Below are 21,502 nucleotides of genomic sequence, written 5' to 3'. Positions count from 1 at the left end.
TGTTCCGGTTTTTTCATTACTCAGTTTGCCGCTTTCAATGCCTTCAGCAATCGCGCCAGACTGTCGCGTTGTGATGCCGGGATTTCACCGCCCGCGGCGTCCCCCGTATTACGCATGATGCTTTCCTGCAAACCGACCAGCCAGTCGTAGATATAAAACGCGGTGGAATTGGTCGGCGTGGTCGAAAGTTTGGTCAGGCGCTGGGATGACTTCCAGCTCGCGACGCTTTTCTTCGGTTTGGCGAAGATCTTATGGCCTTTATTAATACGACTTTCCGGGCGTTCGGCTTCCGGCTGTTTTTCAAAGCCCAGCCAGGCCACAAAATCACCCAGCACGGTCAGCGCTCGGGAAACCTGCCGGTCAGCATGATGTTCATGTTCCCGCGCACCCGCCGGTAATTCGCTGCCCAGCGACCGCACCAGCGCCTCGCTCATATTGAGACGGAAACTGGCGGTGATCAGTTCTTCCATCAGTAATTCGACCGTCGGTTTCGCCACACCTAACAGCGCGATCAGGGGCTCGTTTTCCGGCAAACTGCGCAGATGGTTTATCCAGTAACGCTGCACCTGACGGGCAAACGTGGTGCCGTCGTCAGGTTTTGACTGCCACACAGGCGCGTCCTGCTGTTCAGCAAAGAGATCAATATCGATGCCGATACCAAAGCTTTCCGCGCCCGTTTCATCCTGAGTGGCGGTTTGCGCAGGCTGTCCGGTATGTTCCAGATAAATACGGTGTAACTCATCGCGGCCCGGCAACAGTTTTTCAAGTAACTCGCCGTGAACGCCGGTACGGGTTTGCAGCGCTTTAATCACCGTTTGTACCGTCCGCTGTTTCTGCTGCGGATCAGCCACTTCGCCTTCCTGATACCAGCGCCCGAGCAGGTTATCCGCCAGTTCGCGATGCAGTTCATCACGCAATTCACTCAGACGGTTCAGCCGCACATCAGGGCGGATTTCTGCCACCAGATAATCCGCCATGCGTTGCAGACCACGCTCGTCCATCGCCAGCAGTGCGCCCCAGGCATCGCCCGGATTGCCCACATGACGCTGAACGGCTTCGTCGAAATGCACTGACTGCGTCATCCGCCGGTCAAACGGCGTCAGCACCCAGACCAGCCCCGGTTTACGGCGGCTGCGCACCTGGGTGTTTTCACCGTGCATTTCTTTGACCCAATGCTCCAGCGTCCGGCCCACGGCAACCACATCGTCACGTTTATCCGCAGCGGTGCAGACCATCAGCATGTTCATCTCATGGCGGTCGGTGTAACGTTCCGGCAGATAAGCAACTTTGGCACGAAACAGCGGGCTGATATCGTCGTCGCTGTCATCATCCTCAGCGGTGCCGCACCCCGGTAAATCCAGTAAATCAAACTGTTCGAATAAGGCTTCACGTGGCGGAGAAAGCAGGGGGATCTGCACTTCAGACGCCAGTAGGGTGAGCTCTTCAAGTGACAACGTCACAGGCGCTATCACCGAACCATCAAATTCCGGGCAGACAGAAATTTCGACATCGAAGGCCGGAGACTGACTGAAAATGCCGTCTGCCGGTTGCATCGCGTCATCGACCAGAACGCTGAGCGGAGCCAGCAGACTCTTTGCCCCGCCCAGATGTTGAAGCGTGTGCGCGTAATGGCGGTACGCCGTGGTCAGCGCGGGCACGTTGCCCCACAGGATGGAGAACAACCGCGCACGATCATCAACGTTCAGATACGGCGCAAGATTTACCGCAACCGGCCAGAAATGCGCATTGAGGTGACGGAACCGGCGAGCATCGAGACGGATCATCGAGTCCCACAAACCCATCATCTGCTCGCTGCTGAAACCTTCAACCGGCTCCGGCTGGCGATGCATCATCAGTTTATTCAGATGCTCAGTGATCTGCTGCGTATCAGGCACGTGATACTGGCTGTCCGGCCCGAAGGCGCGGATAACGATACGGGCCAGATCCGGCTCATTGAGTAACAACACGCGAACGGGGAACGCACGGTCGCGCACATCGGACTGGCGCGTGAAACGGGTTGCCAGTCGCGCAGTGCGGTTGCCAGGATTGATTTGCGTCAGATAATCCAGCGTCACGCCACCCAGACGGGTTTCTAACCGGCCATAATTCCCCGCGGCCAGCGAGCAGATAAGATAGGATTTCCCCGCCTGAGAATGACCGTAAAAGCCCAGCGCAGGAGGCAGTTCGCAGGCCAGCGCCAGACGTTGCGCTTTGTCGCGGCAGCGCTTTAACTGCAAATTCAGCCGGTCGGCTTCGAGATCCAGACGCGGTGCCTGAACGCGGGTTTTCTCCACCCAGTTCAGCGCATCGCCAATAGTATCGGACGCGGCGGCAAACTGACGTTGCAGCACATTCGTGGTCAGTGCCTGCGCCGGAAGGGGTGTTGCTGTTGTGCTGGTTGTCATGAGACGAATACGCTCCCACTGTCGATCCAGTAATGGCTTTCGCCCAGTGTATTTAGCCGCAGACGCAGGTGATGGACCGGCACTTTAGTGCCGTTATCCAGAACCGCGCTGGCAATATCAAAAAATTCCGGCGTCGGGTGATCTTCGCCTTTTTTCACTGCAAGTTTCACCCGCAGCACGCTGTCACCCGCCACTTTCCGCGCAAGTTCGGGCTCTGCAATCGACAAGGTATACAGCGGAGACGCAGGCCAGCGGTCATTTTCCAGCTGACGGAAGCCCAGACAAATAGCACCGCGAATACGGAAACTGGCCCCGCCGTCGAGTTTGTAATCATGGGCATCGAGGTCGATCTCGCTGTAACAGACGTTCTCGCCGGTCAGCGCCTGATTGCCATCGAGCATGCCCAGATAACGCACCGTCGAATACGGCTGGAAATCACCGGCTTTGAAGTAGAAGCCCGGCAGACGCAGATCCAGCGCCAGCAGGCACAGCATCGCGCCGACAGCCGCCGTTGATTTCGGGTTGTCGATGCGTCCGAGTTTGTTAAACGGATACCAGCCGCTGGTGTGATAACCGTCCAGCGATAACATGCGGTTAATCGGCAGCGGTTGCAGATGGCGGAACAGCGCCTGAATGCCAGGGAAGCGCGAAGGGCGGCCGGTCAGCAGCAAAACGTCGCAGTCATGCAGCGACACCACTTCGCACAGTGAACGCAGATTCTGCGTAATGCTCATCCGGTTAGATAAAAACTCGCCGTGCAGTTTGCTGAGTTTGAGTACCAGCGGGGTTTGCAGAATATCAAAGACCGCAGAACCAGCAGGCAGTACGCGCTGAATTTCCGTGTGCAGATAATCGAGCACTTTTTGCGTCGGTGCCTGTTCCAGCAATTCACCAAACGGCGCGTCGATTTCCGCGTGCGTATCAAGGGGATCAAAGCGTTCATACACTTCCAGCACGGCGTGCGCCAGCGGAATGAAAATTTGCAGCGTGCTTTGCTGGCGCAGCGTGGCGTGCCCGTCCATGCGGCCTTCACTGCCGAACAGACGAGTCATCAGTCCGTCGGGATTTGCCAGACCGGCTTTTTTCAGCGCCGCGTGCAGCGCTGGCAGAATGTAGAGCTGAATGACGTCGAGCAGGATATCGTCGCCCGCCACTTTAAAGCCCTCGCGGAACAACAGACGCGGGGTGATTTTGACGTTATTCCCCATCCCGTCGTCAAGCCAGTATTGGGTGATCGCCAGATCGGTGGTTCCGCCGCCGATATCAATCGAGGCGATACGCAACGTTTTACCGACTGGCTCGTCATCCGCCAGTTCGCGGTCAGGACGCGCCATGCTGGCAAAGAATTCACCGGTATGCCCGCCGAAATTCACCTGCGTTTCGTTATACAGATAGACCATTTGTCCGCAGGTCGCTTCGTCCCATTCCATCTGTACATCCGGCACCGGCATCAGGCTTTTCGCCTTGCCAGCCGGATTTTTGAAGCCGTCATCAGACGGATGCCAGCCCATGGATTTCCACACCAGACCAATCGCTTCCTGCATACGGCGACGGAAAATTTCACGCTCCGGTTTCGGCATCGCCGAAGGAAGGGTCAGAATAATATTGCGTAACTGACGCGGGGCGGAAGATCGCAGCATTTTAGTCCGCTGCGCCGGGCTGTTGATTTGCATCAGCGCCTGCGCCAGCAGTTCCGACAACATCAGCGTCATGACGGAACTGCGGCTGTAGTGCGCCGAAAATACCGGCAGACGATCTTCAGCGGGTAAATCAGACAGCGGTTGTCCTTCATCGTTAATCAGAAACGTCAGCGGCATGGCCGCCGCAACCGGCTCAGTCACAGCACCGTGACCGCCCTGACTGAAACGCCAGCCTGGCGCATAACTGTCTTCATCCCACAAATAACGGCGCGGGCTGGAAATACCGGTCGATCCTTCAGTGCCTTCGCGCAGCAATGCCAGACGGCTGGCCTCACGACCGGCACGCAGAATCGACGGCCAGATGAACGCATCATCACGGCCACTTTCTGCGGAGAAGTTAGGTTTACCGAAACGCGCCTGTGCGAATTCCACCCGGCTTTCGAACAGTTCGTTATAGAGAAAATGCGGCTGAGAAAGGTCGCGCAGTTGCAGTTCGCTGGTTTGTTTCAGACCGTCGGTTTCTCCCACGTGATCTTCAACCAGAATGCCACAGGTATGTGAGTTACCGACATCGAGGATCAGATCTACGTTGATCGCCGGTTCCTGCAAGGTGGCACCGCCGATTTTCAGCTCCGGGATGCCCAGCTGGCTGCCGAGCATTTCCAGTAAATTCAGGTAGTGCGCCTGATATTCAAACTCGCGCAGGGCCACTTTGATGTTGCGCGCTTCACGTTGTTCACGAATGGCGGACTGTTCGGTAAAGACTTCACGCAGCCAGCCGTCAACCCAGGTCTGGTCGAGGAAATCCGGCAGTTCGTCGTTATGCCACGCCAGCGCGAAACTGATGCCGTTTTTCACGTCATCGGATGTCGGCGCGAGCTGGGTGTGTTCGTCATCGCCTTCCACCACGCGGGTATCGAAAGCAATCACCACGCGGTGCGTGCTGCCGTCGGCTTCCGGTGTATCGAGCTGACGGATTTGCACCCGTGCCCAGTTATCGGGACCCGCCATGAAAGTGCGCGGTGGATTAAAGCGCAAAAAAGGCAACGGCAGCCAGATTTGATCCAGCAGTTTCAGTGACTGTTCTAGCGGGAAACTGAACTCAGGACGCACCACTTCCGGCGCACCACCGTCGGTTGCCGGTAAAAAATGACGACCATTTTGCGGATTATAATCCAGACGCAACAGCGGGCCGTTGGCACTTTTACGCACAAATTTGGCAGGCAGTTCGAGATCCCAAACCGGCTTCAGCGCGAAGTCGAGAAACTGAATGCCGCTGTCGCGGATCAACGTAATCTTTTGTTTAAAATCAGTAATGGTTGCCAGCATGGTCTTATTTCCCTTCGCGCTTAATCGTCATTGGGTAAACCGTGTCGCCGTTGTAACGGCCCTGACACACGGCAGCGCCAGTTGCGCCCTGGGTACAGCTGATTTCCGGCATCTGATAGCGGGAACCGTCACTGCATTTCGCTTTATAGCGGCTGTTAATGACCAGATTCCCCGACTGCATCAGCCCGGCATTGACCGGCGCGCGACAGGTTACCCCGGCACCATAGGTGATTTTCACCGTGCCCTGACCTTGTTTGAACTGATAACGCAGCACCGGCGGCTTGCCGGTAACCGGATCTTTGATTTCAACGATGCCGCTCCAGTTACCGTTGAGGAATTTTGTTGAGCCGATTTTTACTGCATCCGGCGGCATGACCAGCGCGTTTTTACTGACCGGCGCAGGAGCAGGTTCCGGCACTACCGGCGTTTTCTCGACTTCCGCAACCGGAGCCGGAGAAGGCACCACTACAGCTGCAGGGGCCACCGGTAACGGCGCAGCTTCCGGGGCTTTCACTTCCGGCGCTTTTGGCGGCTCAGCGACCGGCGGCGGGGCGATGGCCACCGGCTCAGCGGCCGGAGCGGGTTTTGGTGTGTCAGTTTTAGCTATTTCCACTTTCGGCGCAGGCGTGCGTGAATACAACCAGCCCGCCGCCGAACCGGCCACTACCAGCGCGGCGACAGGCAGTGCCCAGAGCAGCGGGGATTTTTTGCGGCGCACTGCCGCAACCGGTTCAGGGATTACTGCTTCCTGTTCAGCGGCGCGCGCTTCGATGGTTTTTATCACCCGTACTGGCGGCTCTTGTGCGACTACAGGCTCGGGCGCTTTAACTCTTTCAGCGGCCAGCGAAAGAGTCGGTAAGGGTTCATCTGCTTTGAGCGTATTGCGCAGCGCGGCAAAAGGTTCAGCATTGGCGGTGCTGTCTAAGGTGACAAATCCCCAGAACGTCAGAACAGGCTGACCGCCGACCAGATACACGTGGTTCTGATCCGGAAAACGGAAGGCTTTATCCAGTAACGCACCAAAGAACTGGCTGGCGGATTTTTCGGAGGATTTTGCTGCTTTGCTGATTTGCGACACAACATCGAGGCAGTTTTCCAGCTGGCGCAAGGCCGAAGCGCGGGCCGCGTCAGTCGCTGCCGCCCAGGAAACCACTTTGCCTTCGCGTGGCGAATACCAGTCGAGGCGATCACCGGCCTCATTGAGTTGAGGAATTGCCAGACAATCTGCGATTGCAGGTTGTTTACGCAGGCGTAAGGTTTCCCGTAATTGCAGGGCTGATGCGTAAACCGGCTGCCCGCTTTCGCCCAGCGCAAGGATGTCGTTGAGACTGCCACTGCGTAAAAATGATTTTGCCACGCCTGAATAGCCTTTAGTGGTTTTGCTCCGCGCCAGCGCGCAGGCAGAAAAGGTTCATGATGCTGCCACCTTAAGCGATTTAAGCGAAATCAAACGGGGGAATAAGGGTCAAAAAGGGTGGCTGTTTATGGCGTGGAGGCAGAAGAGAGAAATGACGGCGGGACAGGTGCCCGCCATCGCGTTCAGGCGCGCAAATCCAGTTCATCGAGAACCCGCGCCAGTCGCTGACGTTCATCTCCGGCGACAGACTGAAGCGGCAACGGCAGACAGGGCGCCTGTACCAGGCCGAGAATTTCTGCGGCAGCTGCTACCACGCGCAGGCTGCCGTGCTGGCGGAACAATTCCCAGAGCGGTTCCAGTTGTGCCGATAAATCCTGTGCAGTTTGGATATTTCCGCTTTGCGCCGCACGTGTAATGGCCACCGGAATTTCCGGGAACAATCCGGCAATCACTGAATACCAGACATCCCCGCCTTGCGTCAGAACCGTGGCAGCGGCCAGATCGCCTGCCGCGCCGAGCGTGATATGCGCGGGAACCAGCCGCCGGATTTCAGCCAGACGTTTTTGCGTCGCCGACGGGTCAGCAGACAAACCGGGGATTTTGATGCTCGCAACGTGGGGCAATTGCGCGATACGCCCATAAAGCTCATCGGTGAAATCGAAATGTGTGGTGGCCGGATTATCGTAAACACACAATGGCACGGAAAGATGACGCGTCACCGTTTCATACAGCGTGAAAACTTCGTCACTGGTGAGCTTCTGATAAGACACAGGCGCCAGTAAAACAGCACTCACGCCCGCCCGCTGGGCATCTTCTGCCAGATGCAGCACGTCAGAAGTGCGCACTGACCCGATACTGACCATCACCGGAATGCCATCAGCGTGTTCTACCGCCAGCCGCGCCACGCGGTCGCGCTCACTGTGTTTGAGATAGGCGTAACTGCCCGTCGAACCCAGCGCCCCGATGGAATCCACACCCGCACTGACCAGCCGTTCTATCAGTCTGACAAAGGATTTTTCATCAATGCCTTTTTCAGTCAGCGGTGTAAGAGGAAATGCACTTAATCCTTTGAACATCGGGGGCTCCCAACAGGGTTAATTAACACGACTCATCATAGTGAAGTTATTCATTTTTTGCCCGAAACCGTCGAGCCTGCATCCGGTTTCAGCCGCAACATATCCAGCCAGCCGATCAGCGTCAGAATGGCTATCACGATAAAGGCAATTTTAAAGCTCATGCCCGGCACATCATCCCAGTGGAACAACGTGATCAGCTGTTCTCCGAGCCTTGTTCCCAGGGCGCCTACAGTGATCCCAAGTCCGACTGAAAGCTGTAACACCGTGCTGAACAACGTATTGGCATCGGCCATCTGCTTTTGCGGCACGTCCGAAAACGCCAGCGTGCTGATGCCGGTAAACTGCATTGAACGGCTTAAGCCCCCGAGGAACAGCAGCAACATCACCAGCCAGTCCGGCGTGCCGGGCGTCATAAAGGCGCAAAACAGCAGGGAGAAAACGCTGAGTAATCCGTTAACGACCAGCACCGGACGAAAACCGAAACGGCGGATAAGCGGCGTGGTAGCCGGTTTCATCGCCAGATTACCGGCAAATACCGCCAGCACTAACAAACCGGCATGGAAAGGATCCATCCCAAATCCGACCTGCAACATCAGCGGCAGCAGAAAAGGCACCGCACTGATGGTCACGCGAAACAGCGAACCGCCGCCCATACAGATGCGAAACGTCGGGATCACCATTGAACCCAGATGAACCATCGGCGAAGGGTCGCGGTAAAGATGGCGGACCGCCAGAACCGAAAGTACCACACCGGCCACCAGCAGCAGCGCGGCGGTGGTCCACAGAATATGATCCTGGCTGATCAGCTCAAGCCCCGTCACCAGCGACAGCATCGCCAGTCCGGTGAGCAGAAAGCCCGGTTTATCAAAATGCTTCGGTTCTGTGGGTTTTTCTTGCGGAAACAGCCGCCACGCCAGGATCATGGCAATAATCCCAAGCGGCACGTTGATATAAAATATCCAGTGCCACGATGCGTAATGGGTGATGAATCCGCCGAGCGGTGGCCCGAGGATAGGTGCCACCAGTGCAGGCCAGGTCAGCGTGGCGATGGCTTTGATAAGTTGCGGTTTTGGCGTGGTTTTCAGCACCGTCAGACGCCCGACCGGCACCATCAGCGCACCGCCAATCCCCTGAATAATTCGCAGAATGATAAATTCACTGACGCTGGTCGCCATCGCACAAAACAGCGACGCCAGCGTGAAGACCGCGAGGGCAAAGGTGAACACGTTGCGGGCACCAAAACGTTCTGCCGCCCAGCCGCTGGCCGGGATCAACACTGCCAGCGTCAGCATATAGGCGCTCATCCCCGCATTTAGATCGACCGCCGAAACCCCGAATGAAAGCGCCATTTGCGGCAGTGCGGTGGCAATCACCGTTCCGTCGATAAACTCCATAAAAAATGCAGCAGCAACCAATAAAGCAATAACGGAGATCCCGGAACTGACGGCGGAATCTCCCTGCGGATGTTCTGACGCATCCGATTTACTCTGGCTCATTGTCTTCTGTCCTGGAAAAAACAGCATCGCTGCAAGGCGCAGCAAAAGATAGATGATAAGTATTTAACCTATCACACAACTTTGGCCGGGTTATAGATCCGGCGAGGATCAAAAAGAGCGATTTTCCTTTCAGCGGATCGCAGTAAAAGAGTCGTCCTGCAACTGACAGGCAAAATCACTCACATCTTCCTGCAGACATAACCCGACATCCGATGCAAAACCGCGACGTTTGAGTTCACGCGCCGAGCCGCAATCTGCCAGTTCTGCCAGTGTCAGGTTTTGATAAACGGCGCGGGCCGCGCGGGCTTCTGCCGACAAACGACGGTGCGAAAGACGTGAAACCAGCCCGCCAGCGGCAGCTAAGTCTTCCAGCGCCGGGCGCAGAGCGTTGTCCGGCCACTTTTCACCGGCGGGCACGATCAGAATGTGGCGATATTTTTCACAGACACGGGCGGTCGCCGTCAGATTGCGAAAACAGGCCGTGAAAATCGCCGCCTTGTGCGCTTTGGCCTGGAAGGTCAGAGCCGATCCGTTCGGCGAAGGCAAAACGAGCCGCGTTCCGGCAGTCATGTCCAGCAAAGAGCAGGGGGAAAGGGTAAAACCTGGCCCCTGAAAACGCCGGTCAAACTGCGCGCATACGGCATTATTTTCTGCGGCAAACTGCTGCGCGCTGGCATCTTTCCAGGGATAAGGGAAAATTACGCCGCCGCGTTCATTAGCCACGCTCACGCAGGTGGAAAACGACATCACGTCGATAATCACGATACAGTCCGCTTCTGCGGCCAGATGCTCAATGGCTGGTGCGCCCCATTCCACGCGAACATCAAATTCAGCCTGTGAAAAATCCGTCATGAAAGCGTCCTGTTCAGAATATAAAAGCAAGAAAAAGCAGGTTAATCCGCCAGCGAATTCACTACACTGATTAACACGAATTTAACGTTGATAATAACATTACTAAAACAAGGCAATAGCCAATGTTCAATAGGGGACGTAAATGAAAGCGGGAGATTTTTGCCGTCTGTTACTGCTTGCGGCGATCTGGGGCGGCAGTTTTCTGTTTATGCGGGTGGCGTCTCCGGCTTTCGGAGCCATCAATACGGCGTTTTTACGCGTGTTGTTCGGCTTTATCGGGCTGGTGGTTATTCTGGCCGTAATGCGAACACCGCGTGATTATCAGCAAAAATTCGGCAGCTCATTACTGCTCGGGGTGATCAACTCCGGTTTGCCTTTCCTGATGTATTGCCTGGCGGCTCGCTGGTTACCGGCGGGCTACTCAGCGATCCTCAACGCAACCACGCCGCTGATGGGCGTGGTGATGGGAGGTCTGTTCTTCCACGAAGCCGTGACGCTCAAAAAAGCGCTTGGCGTGCTGGTTGGCCTGTTTGGTATTACCCTGCTGACCACCACAGGCAGTGCGGAATCAGTGCCGCAACTTCTGGCGGGCGTGATTGCGTGTCTGGTGGCGACGGGCTGTTACGCGGTGGCCGGTTTCCTGACCCGCCGCTGGATAACTGAACGCGGCGGATTAGATCCGAAACTGGTCGCCACCGGCAGCCAGCTGGGCGCTACGCTGTTCCTGTTGCCGTTTTTCCTCTACGCCTCAGCAACCGAAGTACCGGTTCACTGGGCGCAGCCGCTGGTCTGGCTTTGCGTGCTGGCGGTCGGCCTTATCTGCACAGCGTGGGCGTATATCCTGTATTTCCGCCTGATTGCCGATATCGGCCCGCTGCGCAGCATGACGGTCACGTTCCTGATCCCGCCTTTCGGTATTCTGTGGGGTTATCTGCTGCTCAATGAAACGCTGTCAGAAGGCTTCTTCGCCGGCGGAATACTGATCTGCGTGGCGGTCTGGCTGGTTCTCAGCCCGGCACAAAAGCGGGCGGGTAAGGCCAAAATGAGCGCACCTGAAAGTAAATAGGTTGAATCAAATGATTTCAGGTGCGGGCAAAACATCAGCCGAGATATTCGATAATCGATAAACCGCCGTTGTAGTCGGTGCTGTAGATAATCCCTTGTGCGTCGACAAACACGTCGCAGGACTGGATCACCTGCGGTCTGCCCGGACGTTTATCCATCATGGTGGCAGGCGCGGCAGGGACCAGCGCTCCGGTTTCTTTCGGCTGATAAGGATTGCTGATGTCGTAGGCGCGCACTCCGGCATTCTGGTACGTGGCGAAAATCAGCGTCGAACTGACAAAGCTTCCGGGCCGGTTTTCGTGCAAATTATGCGGGCCGAAATGCGCGCCTTTGCTGACGTAATCCCGTTCATCCGGCTGCGGGAAAGTCGAAATACTCACCGGATTCGACGGCTCGCGCACATCGAACAGCCAGATCAGTTTCTCGCCATCTTCCTGATTATCCAGCACTGCTTCATCGAGCACGACCAGCAAATCGCGGTCCGGCAGCGGAAGTGCAGTATGCGTACCTCCGCCAAAAGGCGGGCTCCAGTTACGATGCGAAATCAGCTGCGGCGCGCTGCGATCCTTAATATCCAGCAGCGTCAGACCACCATCGCGCCAGCTGGCGTAAGCGGTATCACCGCTGATAATCGCGTGATGCAGTGCATAGCGTTTGCCTTGCGGCCAGTCCGGTGTTTCTCCGCCTGCGGTGTGCATGCCTGGCAACCACCAGCGTCCGGCAACCTGCGGATTGCGCGGGTCAGCCAGATCGATAGTCAGAAAAATGTAATCGCTGTAGCCGTCAATCAGCGCAGAGACGTATGCCCAGCGCCCGCCGACGTACCAGATGCGATGCACGCCGATACCTTCCAGCCCGAGAAAACCGATCTCTTTTGGTTGATCGGGCACCGAAATATCGAAGATACGTACACCGGCGCTCCAGCCGCGCTGCTGCGTGCCTTGGACCGTGTCGCTGACAGAACGGGTGTAATACACTTTTTCATCAGCAAAACGCACGTCGGCGAACAAATCACGCGCGTTGATCACCAGCAGTAAATCGTCGTGCGCCTGTAAATGTACGTTCCATGTGCCCGGCGGCGCAGAGATAAAACCGGCGGCGCGCGGATTTTTCGGGTCACGCACATCCACAATAGAAAAGCCCTGCGACACCATATGGCCGATGTAGGCATAACCACGGTGAACCATCACCTGCACGCCGTCCGGTTTGCCGCCCTGATCGCTGTGGCCGATCAGCCGCATATTGCGGCTGTATTCCGGCGTCGGGAGAGTGTGTGTTGTCATCTTCCGCCCTTATTTTTTGTGTTGTGCTTCAAGGGTGGCGAACCACGGCGCAATAAAATCATCAGATTTGCCCCAGCCTGGAATGACTTTCGCCAGTGATGCGACGTTGACTGCATCCGGATTACTGATCAGCAGCGCCTGTGGAATGGCCGCCGCTTTAAATTCATAGCTGGCAGGCGTTTTCTCACCGGCAATTTTGTTCGCGACAAGACGCAGGTTGATCGCGCCAATCAGTTTCGGATCGACTGCCACGCTGACTTTCCACGGGCTGTTCGCCTCGCGCATCAGGCCGATATCCTGATTTGAAATATCAATGCTGTAGAGTTTGATCTCGGTACGGCCATTCTCCTGCAAGGCTTTGTACGCGCCCTGACTGAACGCGTCCCAGGTTCCCCAGATTGCATCGATTTTGCCTTTCGGGTATTTCGCCAGCAGCGCGCCGACTTTATTGGCGGTATCCCCCTGAACGTCAGAAGAGACCGCCCCGACAGATTCCAGCTCATGAATACCCGGATTGGCGGCTAAGATTTTTTTGTACGCATCCTGACGGCGTTCCATCGGCGGGAAACCGGCGACCCAAAGTTTGACGATATTGGCTTTGCCGTTGAAATCTTTAATCAGCTGCCCGACGGAAAGATCGGTGAGAGACGCGTCGTCCTGCTGGGTCACGGTTACACCGGGAATATCGCCGTTGACCGCGGTATCAAATACCGACACCGCAATGCCGCTGGCGGTGATGCGCTTGAGCAATTCGGTGGAATAAGGGTCACGCCCTTGCGACAAAATGATGCCATCGTATTTCTGGCTGATGGCCTGATTCACGAAGTCCTGGAATTTGGCGTCATCGCCGTTACTGAGAAAGGTATTTACCTGAAAGCCCAGTTTGCGGCCTTCCTGAATGGCACCGGACACAAACTGCGTGGTGTTGTCATCGGAGCCCAGATTGCGGATCACCGCGATACGCACCGGGCCTTTATGTTCACTGATGGCTTTCGGAACCGACGCGGACTCTGCGGCAACGGCGGTGAAAGAGGGAAAAACGGAGAGCAAACTTAACGCCAGTAACGACGAGGAAAACAGTTTCATGGTTATTACCCTGTGTGGTTAATCATCATTTTAACGAGAGGACAATTCATGACAGGCCTTGTTCAGGCTCTTATATTGAGTTAATGAATTGATTGCCCGAGTTTTGATGACCCGCGAATGAATGGCAACGAACGAAAAGGCATAAGTTAATGCCAAAGATTATTAGCCATCCGGATGTCCGGGCGTAGGATGATAACAGCTTCTAAATTAAGGACTTCCCCATGAGTGAGACAGATATCCGCGTGGTAACCGGCCCCGCTAACTATTTTTCGTTCCCCGGCGCCATCGACCGGCTGAGCGACTTCTACACACCGGCGCAGCTGGATAAAGCGCTGTGGATTTATGGCGAGCACGCCTTAGTGGCCGCACAGGATTATCTGCCGGAAGCCTTTACCGCTTCACAGGCAAAGCGGGTTCTGTTTAAAGCGCATTGCAGCGAAACCGAAGTGCAGCGCATTGCCGATATCGGCGGGAACGACCGTCTGGTGGTCATTGGCATCGGCGGTGGTGCTGTGCTGGATACCGCCAAAGTGGTGGCGCGTCGCCTCGGTTTACCGGTTGTGGCGATCCCAACCATTGCCGCGACCTGTGCAGCCTGGACGCCGCTGTCTGTCTGGTACAACGACGAAGGGCAGGCGCTGCGCTATGAAATTTTCAACGACGCCAACCATCTGGTACTGGTCGAGCCGCGCATTATATTGCGTGCGCCGAAAGAATATCTGCTGGCCGGCATCGGCGATACGCTGGCGAAATGGTACGAAGCCGTGGTGCTCAGCCCGCAGCCGGAAAAACTGCCATTAACGGTACAACTCGGCCTGAATACCGCGCTGACTATTCGTGATGTATTGCTTAATGAAAGCGAAGCAGCGTTGCAGGCGCAGGACGATAACCAGCTGACGCAGTCGTTCCTCAACGTGCTGGACGCGATTATTGCGGGTGGCGGTTTAGTCGGTGGGCTGGGCGATCGTTATACGCGTATCGCGGCGGCGCATTCAGTTCACAACGGCCTGACCGCTTTGCCGCAAACCGATGCCTTCCTGCACGGCACAAAAGTGGCGTATGGCATTCTGGTGCAAAGCGCGTTGCTCAATCAGCCTGAAGTCGTACAGCAACTGACCGCATTGTATAAAGTGCTGGACTTGCCGGTCAGTCTGGCGCAATTGCAGGTGGATATTCACGACGGGCAACAGATGTCGCGCCTGATTGAACGCACATTACAAGCCGGAGAATCCATCCATTTGTTGCCGGGAAATCCGAATGCGGAACAGCTGCGTCTGGCATTTGAATTTGTCGAGAATAAATAGTCATCCGCTATTTTATTATATTCATAAACATAACCCGGCATGCGCCGGGTTTTTCTTTATCTTTTGACTTAACGACCGGATTATTTAAAAAGACTGAAGATAATCAATATAGCCTTTAGCACTGCGTTCTAATTCCTCCGGCACAATATCAAACTCTGCACCATAGAAAGCATAGAATGGCAGATAATTGGCCTCAACATATTTAGCGGTCATTTGGAAAGGCAAAAGTATTTCCTGCATGGAATGAAGATAACGTCCTTCAGGGGCACAATCCACTTCCTTAACCCCAGCGCTGACGGCCACTGCAAACTTGCGCCCTCTGAGCTTGTGCCCGCTGGCGGAGCCGTATGCCCAGCCGTAGGTAAATACTTCATCCAGCCATTGTTTCAGCAGCGGTGGACAGTTAAACCAGTACACCGGAAATTGCAGCACAATATTGTCATGCTGCTCAATTAACTGCTGTTCCTTCTGAACATCAATTACGCCGTCAGGATAAGCCTGATAAATCTGATGCACGGTAAATAAGTCAGGGTGTTTTTCTAATTCCTCTACCCACCTTTTATTGGCCACGGAGTTATTGATATTTGGATGCGTAACGATAATGAGCGTTTTCAAGTAAAAGCCTCTCAATTTTTATATGAATCGTAATTTGAATCGTTAAATAAATAAGGTCATGTCCCGTTGATGTTTGCATCATAGGCAGCTTTAATTTAAAGTACAATACTGTCATTTGTGATATGTACTATACAAAAGGATAGTGTCATGAACGAAGAAGTTATAAATGAAACGGTTATAAACGAAACGGTTAATGCCTGCGTACTTCAGGAAGATACGGGATTTGCCTACACGCTTTCGCTGGTCAGCGGAAAATATAAAATGGTCATCCTCTATTCTCTGACCGGCGCCACGCCCGTGGTGCGTTTCAATGAACTCAAACGCCGTCTGGGGAAAATTTCCTTCAGAACACTCAGCCTGACGCTGAAAGAGCTGGAAAGTGACGGCCTGATCATCAGAAATGAATACCCGCAAATTCCGCCCAAGGTGGAGTACAGCCTGTCAGCGCGCGGCCAGTCGCTGATCCCGGTGTTAGATATGATGTGCGAGTGGGGAACTGTTCACAGCAATGATCCTCTGTAACCCCTTACTAAAGATAAGAAAAAAATTTGTGGAGGAATAAAGGAGAAAGCGTAAGCATTGTGTAAACTAAACGGCAGCTAAACGCTCTTCATTTTCCTGCTGAATTGGGTTCTCTTTAAATCCACGTTGTAAAGATGTTTAAAAATCGGGTGATACCGTGATTATTTCAGGCAGCGGAAACCGATCATGGAACACTCACCCCTTAACGAAACCGAATCCCTCAGCGGCACCTTTTCCTCGGGACAAATCGCCGCTGAAGAAACAATCAAAAAAAGCAGCGGATTCAGCTTGTTTATGGATCTGCTGAGCGGCGCACGTGTGCCTGATAACTTGTGGCGCGACCGCATGTTCCGCGTGAAATACGCCGTCCGTACGTTGTTGCATCCGCTCGATACCCTGAAAGTGCTTAACAAAATGGCCAGCGAACCGGTCTGGCATGAAGCATTCAGCGTGCAGACTAAATTGCCGAGCAAAATTCACAAACCTTATCTGTATCTCGGTCTGCCTTCTGCCGGGCGCGCCGACGCGCTGGTCGACCACTACGAGTTTGTGAGGAACCTCGAAAACGTTCAGATGCGTAACACCTTCCTCAGCGAAAAGGGCAACACCGTTACACAGTTCACCGGTAAAGACGGCGAAGCTTTCAGCGTGGTGCTGGGGTCAATCGGTAAATCTGAGCGCGAAGGCGAAGCCAATATGTTCTTGTATATGGAAGATACGTTGCTGGCGGCGCTGACCTTCAGCATTGTGCAACGTCCGGAAGGTCCGACGCTGATCGTTGGAGGATTCCAGGGCGCACACCGCTCAACGCCACATGACGTCATTAAGCAGGCAACAAAATCCTGCTACGGTTTGTTCCCGAAACGCCTGCTGCTGGAAACCCTGCAACGCGTCGCGGCTGAAACCGGCGTTCAGCGCATTCTGGCGGTAAGCGATACCGGCCACGTGTTCCGCAGCCTGCGCTACCGTCACCGTAAGAAAAACGTGTTTGTCGCCAGCTATAACGAATTCTGGGATTCCATCAGCGCCACACCCTATTCCTCTGCACTGTACGACGTGCCGCTGGAGTTGCCGCGCAAACCGATGGAAGAGATTGCCAGTAAGAAACGTTCTGAATATCGAAAGCGTTATACACTGCTCGATGAACTGCATGAAAGCACCGCGACGCTGCTGAAAAGCGGACCGCACGCCACTGCGCAATAAAACGACTCGCTGTAGCAGGCACCAGGGCCAGGGAATGGCCTTATTTGTCTGAATTTGAACGCCATAGCCATAATGGCTCCCGTCAGATGCATGACCTTCACGGAAAATTCCCGTCTAAAACTCTCATCCTGCCTGAACTTAACCCACGGTTTCATAGGCCATAGTTTTCTAATCATTCGGTTTCAAACCAATTCATTCCCAATAGTCGCGCAAATTGTGTATTAATTATGAATGATATTGTTACACGTATCTCAAAACTGACCGTTCATTCGACCACTCCTGTGTCAAATGTGAACTAATTCACATCTATTCATTCGCCCCGCCTATATAAAACGCCATATCCATAAAATCGAAACACCGGTTCAGATTTTTAAAACACTCTCGGGCGGGAATACTATGAACGCAGAAAAACCAATTCTTTTCAGACACCAGTTGGCGTATGGCGGCGGGAACTTACTGGGCAGCGGGGCGCTGGCAATTGCCGGTATTTGGTTGCTCTATTTCTACACCACCTTTTGCGGCCTGACGCTGTTACAGGCATCGGCCATCTTCTCTGTTGCCAGCATCATAGATGCTATCAGTAATCCGCTGATGGGTTATCTTTCTGATAATTTTGGCAAAACGCGCCTCGGCAAACGTTTCGGACGCCGTCGATTCTTTATCCTGCTCGGCGTACCGCTGATGATGTTCTACCCGCTGTTATGGGTCGAAGGCTTCGGATTCTGGTATTACCTTTCCACGTATGTGCTGTTCGAACTGATTTACACCTCGGTGATGGTGCCTTATGAAACACTGGCCACCGAAATGACCACCGATTTTTCGGCCCGTTCCAAACTGACCGGCTACAAAGCGATTTTCGGCAAAGTGGCGAACTTTCTGGCGGCGTTCATTCCTGGTCAGTTCATCCTGATTTACGGCAAAGATTCCGCGCAGCCGTTCTTCTTTACCGCGCTGACCTACGGCGTGATCCTGTGTATCGCCATCGGTCTGTTATATCTTTCTTCCTGGGAACGTCCGGTGGAAGAAACCACGCCGGTGGATGAGAAGAAAATGACGCTGGGTAAAACCATGCTGACGCTGGTGCGCGACATGAAATCTACCTTCCACCTGCGCGTATTCCGTAAACATCTGGGGATGTATCTGTGCGGTTTCGGCGCGGAATGGCTGTTCGCCTCAGTATTCACCTATTTCATTATCTTCGTGCTGCAATATGATCCGACAATGGTCGCCGGGCTGAGCAGTCTGAACTCAATCCTGCAACTGTTCTCTACCGCCATTTTCATCGGAATTTGTGTGAAACACGGCTTCAGCAAGCCTTACATTCTGGCGCTCGGCATCGTCGTATTCTCGGTCGCCTGCTACAGCCTGCTGCACTTGCTGCATCTGCCGCAGCAGTATGCGACCGTCGCCATGCTGACGATCACCGTGGTCTTTGGTATCGGTACCGGCGGCGTCTATTACATTCCGTGGACCGTTTACACCTTCCTGGCGGATATTGATGAAGCCTTTACCGGCCGTCGCCGCGAGGGAATTTACGCGGGTGCAATGACCTTCTCCGGTAAGCTGATGCGCTCGGTGATTGTCTTTGTGATGGGCGCGATTTTAAGCTTCTACGGTTTCCAGTCTAAATCCCATACTCAGCCTGAAAGTGCGGTGACGGCGATTGCGCTGGTGTTCTTCATCGGCGTAATTGCTCTGGCGCTGATGGCGATGGTCTTCAGTCACCAGATGAAACTGAACCGCAAAACGCACTTAGTGGTGCTGGGCGAAGTGGCGCGTATCAAAGCGGGCGGGGCAATCAGCGAGATCCAGCCGGACGTTCGTGCGGTGATGGAAGAACTGATCGGCTATCCGTATGAAGAATGCTGGGGCAACAGCAAAGTCTGCCGCAAAATCTTCGACACTCCCGCTGTGGACGTTGACGCCTCTAAACCGATGGTCAGCGCCACGCAAAAACCGTAACCCCTGATTTAACTCTGCTTTTTATCACTTTACCGACTGGCCGGGACACCGGCCAGCGACCCCTCACGTTTTCAGGATAAGAACGATTATGCGGGCATCAAAATTTGTTATTGCCGCGCTTTCCCTCGGAATGAGCGCACAAAGCATCGCCGCTGCATTGCCCGACGTCAGCAAACTGGTCTGGCACAGCATCACTTTCGGTCAGTCAACCGACGTCAATTTCGCCACCAACGTTTTGCCACAAAAAATCGGTATGAACGAAACCCGGCTCGCAGACGGGAAACCCGTACCTGCAACCGGCACATTGCTCACCACGCCGTTTACGCTGGAAAGCCGTGGCGGCAAGGTCGGTAACAGTCACGATGGCCTGACCTATTTCTATACACGATTACCGGCTGACGTGAATTTCCGCCTTGAGGCTGATTTCACCCTCAACCAGTTCGGGCCGGAAAACGGCGCAAAACCGGCAGGGCAGGAAGGTGCGGGATTACTGGTACGCGACATTCTCGGTACGCCGCGTGAACCGGTAACCAAACCCGGCATTGAAGAGTTACCGGCCGCTTCCAACATGGTGATGAACAGCGTAATAACCACCGGTGATAAGTCGCCAGTGCTGGCGCTGATTGCCCGTCAGGGCGTGCAGCAACCGTGGGGAAATACCGGTATCAGTATCATGCGTGAAAGTTATCAGCCGCTGACCACGCCCGCGCATTTTTCACTGCGCCTGACCCGAACCGACAGCGGTTTTGATGTCGCTTACGCCCCGCAGGGCAGCGACCAGTGGGTCAGCCATTCCGTTCCGGGCGCTGACCGCGTAACGCAGCTGGATAAAACCGGTTACTACATCGGGTTTTTCGCGTCACGCAATGCCAGTATCACCGTGGAAAACGCCAGGCTGACGCTGGATGAGGCGCATACACAGCCTTCAGGGCTTTACGTGACACCGTCACTGAATGCGCGCATTGAAATGATGTCATCGCCGGTGATCACCCGGCGCGACAGCGTGATTCAGTTGCGCACTAACGGCGACGGCCGGTTACAGATTGAGCAGGATGGCAGGCCTTTGCTGCGTCAGATCGCCGTTCGCGGCGGCGAGGTCGTCACCGTGCCATTCCACGCGCAGCATCCGGTCACACCGTTGCAGCTCACCTTTACGCCGGATAACGGAAAACCTGTCATGCAGGAATTCCCGCTGAAAATGGCGCTGGTCAGCAATCCCGATGAATTGCACGTGTCGCCGCAGGGTGAGGCCGGTAACGACGGTTCCGCACAACATCCGCTGGATTTCGCCAGCGCAGTCAATTTGTTAGCGCCGGGCGGTACGTTGTGGCTGGCGGAAGGTGAATATCCGGCAGGCGTGATACCGGCCACCGCCAGCGGCACGGAGAAAAACCCCAAAATGCTGCGCGCGCAGGGCGATAACGTGGTGTTTAACGGGCTGAAACTCGACGCCAGCTTCTGGAATATTCAGGGGATTACCGTCACGCAAAAAAGCTTCCACATTGCCGGCAGCTACAACCATATCGACCGCGTGAAAGCGCATCACGCCGACGATACCGGCATCTGGGTCGCCTCACCGGACGGTATAGGCCGGGCGCTGTGGGCCAGCCATAACCTGATCAGTAATTCAGAATCCTGGGGGAATCAGGATCCGGGGCGCAAAAACGCTGACGGATTCGCGGTAAAAATGCGCGTCGGCGAAGGTAACCGGCTGGTGAATTGCTATTCGCACGACAACATCGACGACGGCTTTGACTTATTCAACAAGATTGAGGACGGTCCGAACGGCAGCGTGACGATTGAAAACAGCCTGTCGGTTCATAACGGCAGCAACGGTTTCAAACTCGGCGGCGAAGGATTACCGGTGGCACACGTCATCCGAGACAGTGTGGCAGTCGAAAACGGCATGGACGGTTTCACCGACAACTTTAACCCTGGCGCGCTCAGCGTTGAAGGTAACCGCGCGGTGGACAACAAACGCTTCAACTTCCTGTTCCGCCCGTCGCCTTACACTACGGCAGACAAGCAAGGCACCTTCAAAGACAATCTTTCCCTGCGCACTTCGCCGGGGAAATATGACGATGCCGTCACCGGCAATGTGGATGACAGTAATTATTTTTATACTAACCACAAAACAGTGAATAAACAGAATATAGAAGTTCAGCCCGGAGATTTTATTTCTTTGCGGCTGCCGGATCCGATAACCCGTCTTTCTGACGGCGGATTTAATTACGCTGACTTTCTGAAGAAAAAATGATTGCAGCGCTGTTAAAAAGAAACACCCATTTAAAATAATATTACTCAATA

At 54.6% G+C, this 21,502-nt stretch carries 15 protein-coding genes; 6 read left to right on the top strand and 9 right to left on the bottom strand.

Going from position 1 to position 21,502, the window contains the following annotated elements; all coding sequences use genetic code 11:
* Positions 1-20 precede the first annotated feature (20 nt).
* The 6 genes from D5398_RS17955 to D5398_RS17930 all read right to left on the bottom strand — a co-directional run bounded on the left by D5398_RS17955 (position 21) and on the right by D5398_RS17930 (position 10,155).
* Positions 21-2,405 (bottom strand): virulence factor SrfC family protein, encoded by a 2,385-nt coding sequence (locus D5398_RS17955; protein WP_120508850.1) that lies wholly within the window; start codon positions 2,403-2,405, stop codon positions 21-23.
* A complete protein-coding gene (locus tag D5398_RS17950) occupies positions 2,402-5,374 on the bottom strand; it encodes a virulence factor SrfB (RefSeq protein WP_120508849.1) in 2,973 nt (990 codons plus the stop codon). Before D5398_RS17950 ends, D5398_RS17955 begins: the two co-directional genes overlap by 4 nt.
* 4 nt (positions 5,375-5,378) lie before the next feature.
* Positions 5,379-6,731: an SrfA family protein gene (locus tag D5398_RS17945; RefSeq protein ID WP_120508848.1), complete on the bottom strand. Its 1,353-nt coding sequence runs from the start codon at positions 6,729-6,731 to the stop codon at positions 5,379-5,381.
* Between the two features lie 182 nt (positions 6,732-6,913).
* Complete coding sequence (locus D5398_RS17940; protein WP_120508847.1) at positions 6,914-7,807, bottom strand: dihydrodipicolinate synthase family protein; 894 nt, start codon at positions 7,805-7,807, stop codon at positions 6,914-6,916.
* A gap of 50 nt (positions 7,808-7,857) precedes the next feature.
* Positions 7,858-9,303, bottom strand: a complete 1,446-nt coding sequence (locus D5398_RS17935) for a DHA2 family efflux MFS transporter permease subunit (RefSeq protein WP_120508846.1) — start codon at positions 9,301-9,303, stop codon at positions 7,858-7,860.
* Positions 9,304-9,432: 129 nt separating this feature from the next.
* A complete protein-coding gene (locus D5398_RS17930) occupies positions 9,433-10,155 on the bottom strand; it encodes a 2-phosphosulfolactate phosphatase (RefSeq protein WP_120508845.1) in 723 nt (240 codons plus the stop codon).
* Positions 10,156-10,297: 142 nt separating this feature from the next.
* On the opposite strand from D5398_RS17930, the gene D5398_RS17925 reads away from it, so the two are divergent.
* Positions 10,298-11,221, top strand: coding sequence for a DMT family transporter (locus tag D5398_RS17925; protein WP_120508844.1), 924 nt, complete (start codon positions 10,298-10,300; stop codon positions 11,219-11,221).
* A 34-nt stretch (positions 11,222-11,255) separates the two neighbouring features.
* On the opposite strand, the gene D5398_RS17920 is transcribed toward D5398_RS17925, so the two are convergent.
* Together D5398_RS17920 and D5398_RS17915 are read right to left on the bottom strand one after the other, a co-directional pair.
* Complete coding sequence (locus tag D5398_RS17920) at positions 11,256-12,503, bottom strand: LVIVD repeat-containing protein (protein WP_120508843.1); 1,248 nt, start codon at positions 12,501-12,503, stop codon at positions 11,256-11,258.
* Between the two features lie 9 nt (positions 12,504-12,512).
* Positions 12,513-13,589: a sugar ABC transporter substrate-binding protein gene (locus tag D5398_RS17915; protein ID WP_120508842.1), complete on the bottom strand. Its 1,077-nt coding sequence runs from the start codon at positions 13,587-13,589 to the stop codon at positions 12,513-12,515.
* Positions 13,590-13,810: 221 nt separating this feature from the next.
* Here D5398_RS17915 and D5398_RS17910 point away from each other — a divergent pair, with 221 nt between their 5' ends.
* Positions 13,811-14,893, top strand: a complete 1,083-nt coding sequence (locus D5398_RS17910) for an oxidoreductase (RefSeq protein ID WP_120508841.1) — start codon at positions 13,811-13,813, stop codon at positions 14,891-14,893.
* An 84-nt stretch (positions 14,894-14,977) separates the two neighbouring features.
* On the opposite strand, the gene D5398_RS17905 is transcribed toward D5398_RS17910, so the two are convergent.
* Entirely contained in the window at positions 14,978-15,508 is a 531-nt protein-coding gene (locus D5398_RS17905; protein WP_120508840.1) for an NAD(P)H-dependent oxidoreductase, read from the bottom strand.
* A 147-nt stretch (positions 15,509-15,655) separates the two neighbouring features.
* On the opposite strand from D5398_RS17905, the gene D5398_RS17900 reads away from it, so the two are divergent.
* The 4 genes from D5398_RS17900 (at position 15,656) to D5398_RS17885 (ending at position 21,452) form a co-directional block, all read left to right on the top strand.
* Positions 15,656-16,030 carry a winged helix-turn-helix transcriptional regulator gene (locus tag D5398_RS17900; RefSeq protein ID WP_120508839.1) on the top strand — a complete coding sequence of 125 codons (375 nt, stop codon included), beginning with the start codon at positions 15,656-15,658 and terminating at the stop codon, positions 16,028-16,030.
* A gap of 186 nt (positions 16,031-16,216) precedes the next feature.
* Complete coding sequence (locus D5398_RS17895; RefSeq protein WP_120508838.1) at positions 16,217-17,233, top strand: VirK/YbjX family protein; 1,017 nt, start codon at positions 16,217-16,219, stop codon at positions 17,231-17,233.
* Between the two features lie 396 nt (positions 17,234-17,629).
* Positions 17,630-19,195, top strand: a complete 1,566-nt coding sequence (locus D5398_RS17890; protein ID WP_120508837.1) for an MFS transporter — start codon at positions 17,630-17,632, stop codon at positions 19,193-19,195.
* 88 nt (positions 19,196-19,283) lie between these two features.
* Positions 19,284-21,452 carry a right-handed parallel beta-helix repeat-containing protein gene (locus D5398_RS17885; RefSeq protein WP_120508836.1) on the top strand — a complete coding sequence of 723 codons (2,169 nt, stop codon included), beginning with the start codon at positions 19,284-19,286 and terminating at the stop codon, positions 21,450-21,452.
* Positions 21,453-21,502: the final 50 nt, after the last annotated feature.

This window comes from Rahnella bruchi (genome assembly GCF_003614975.1).
GTDB classification, from domain to species: domain Bacteria; phylum Pseudomonadota; class Gammaproteobacteria; order Enterobacterales; family Enterobacteriaceae; genus Rahnella; species Rahnella bruchi.
The sequence above is the reverse complement of the archived record's forward strand: the minus strand, read 5'-3'. Positions and strand labels throughout refer to the sequence as shown.

Coding starts and splice junctions, on each gene's coding strand:
- D5398_RS17955 (WP_120508850.1), bottom strand. CDS start 2,405: ATGACAACCAGCACAACAGCAACACCCCTTCCGGCGCAGGCACTGACC.
- D5398_RS17950 (WP_120508849.1), bottom strand. CDS start 5,374: ATGCTGGCAACCATTACTGATTTTAAACAAAAGATTACGTTGATCCGC.
- D5398_RS17940 (WP_120508847.1), bottom strand. CDS start 7,807: ATGTTCAAAGGATTAAGTGCATTTCCTCTTACACCGCTGACTGAAAAA.
- D5398_RS17935 (WP_120508846.1), bottom strand. CDS start 9,303: ATGAGCCAGAGTAAATCGGATGCGTCAGAACATCCGCAGGGAGATTCC.
- D5398_RS17930 (WP_120508845.1), bottom strand. CDS start 10,155: ATGACGGATTTTTCACAGGCTGAATTTGATGTTCGCGTGGAATGGGGC.
- D5398_RS17925 (WP_120508844.1), top strand. CDS start 10,298: ATGAAAGCGGGAGATTTTTGCCGTCTGTTACTGCTTGCGGCGATCTGG.
- D5398_RS17920 (WP_120508843.1), bottom strand. CDS start 12,503: ATGACAACACACACTCTCCCGACGCCGGAATACAGCCGCAATATGCGG.
- D5398_RS17915 (WP_120508842.1), bottom strand. CDS start 13,589: ATGAAACTGTTTTCCTCGTCGTTACTGGCGTTAAGTTTGCTCTCCGTT.
- D5398_RS17910 (WP_120508841.1), top strand. CDS start 13,811: ATGAGTGAGACAGATATCCGCGTGGTAACCGGCCCCGCTAACTATTTT.
- D5398_RS17900 (WP_120508839.1), top strand. CDS start 15,656: ATGAACGAAGAAGTTATAAATGAAACGGTTATAAACGAAACGGTTAAT.
- D5398_RS17895 (WP_120508838.1), top strand. CDS start 16,217: ATGGAACACTCACCCCTTAACGAAACCGAATCCCTCAGCGGCACCTTT.
- D5398_RS17890 (WP_120508837.1), top strand. CDS start 17,630: ATGAACGCAGAAAAACCAATTCTTTTCAGACACCAGTTGGCGTATGGC.
- D5398_RS17885 (WP_120508836.1), top strand. CDS start 19,284: ATGCGGGCATCAAAATTTGTTATTGCCGCGCTTTCCCTCGGAATGAGC.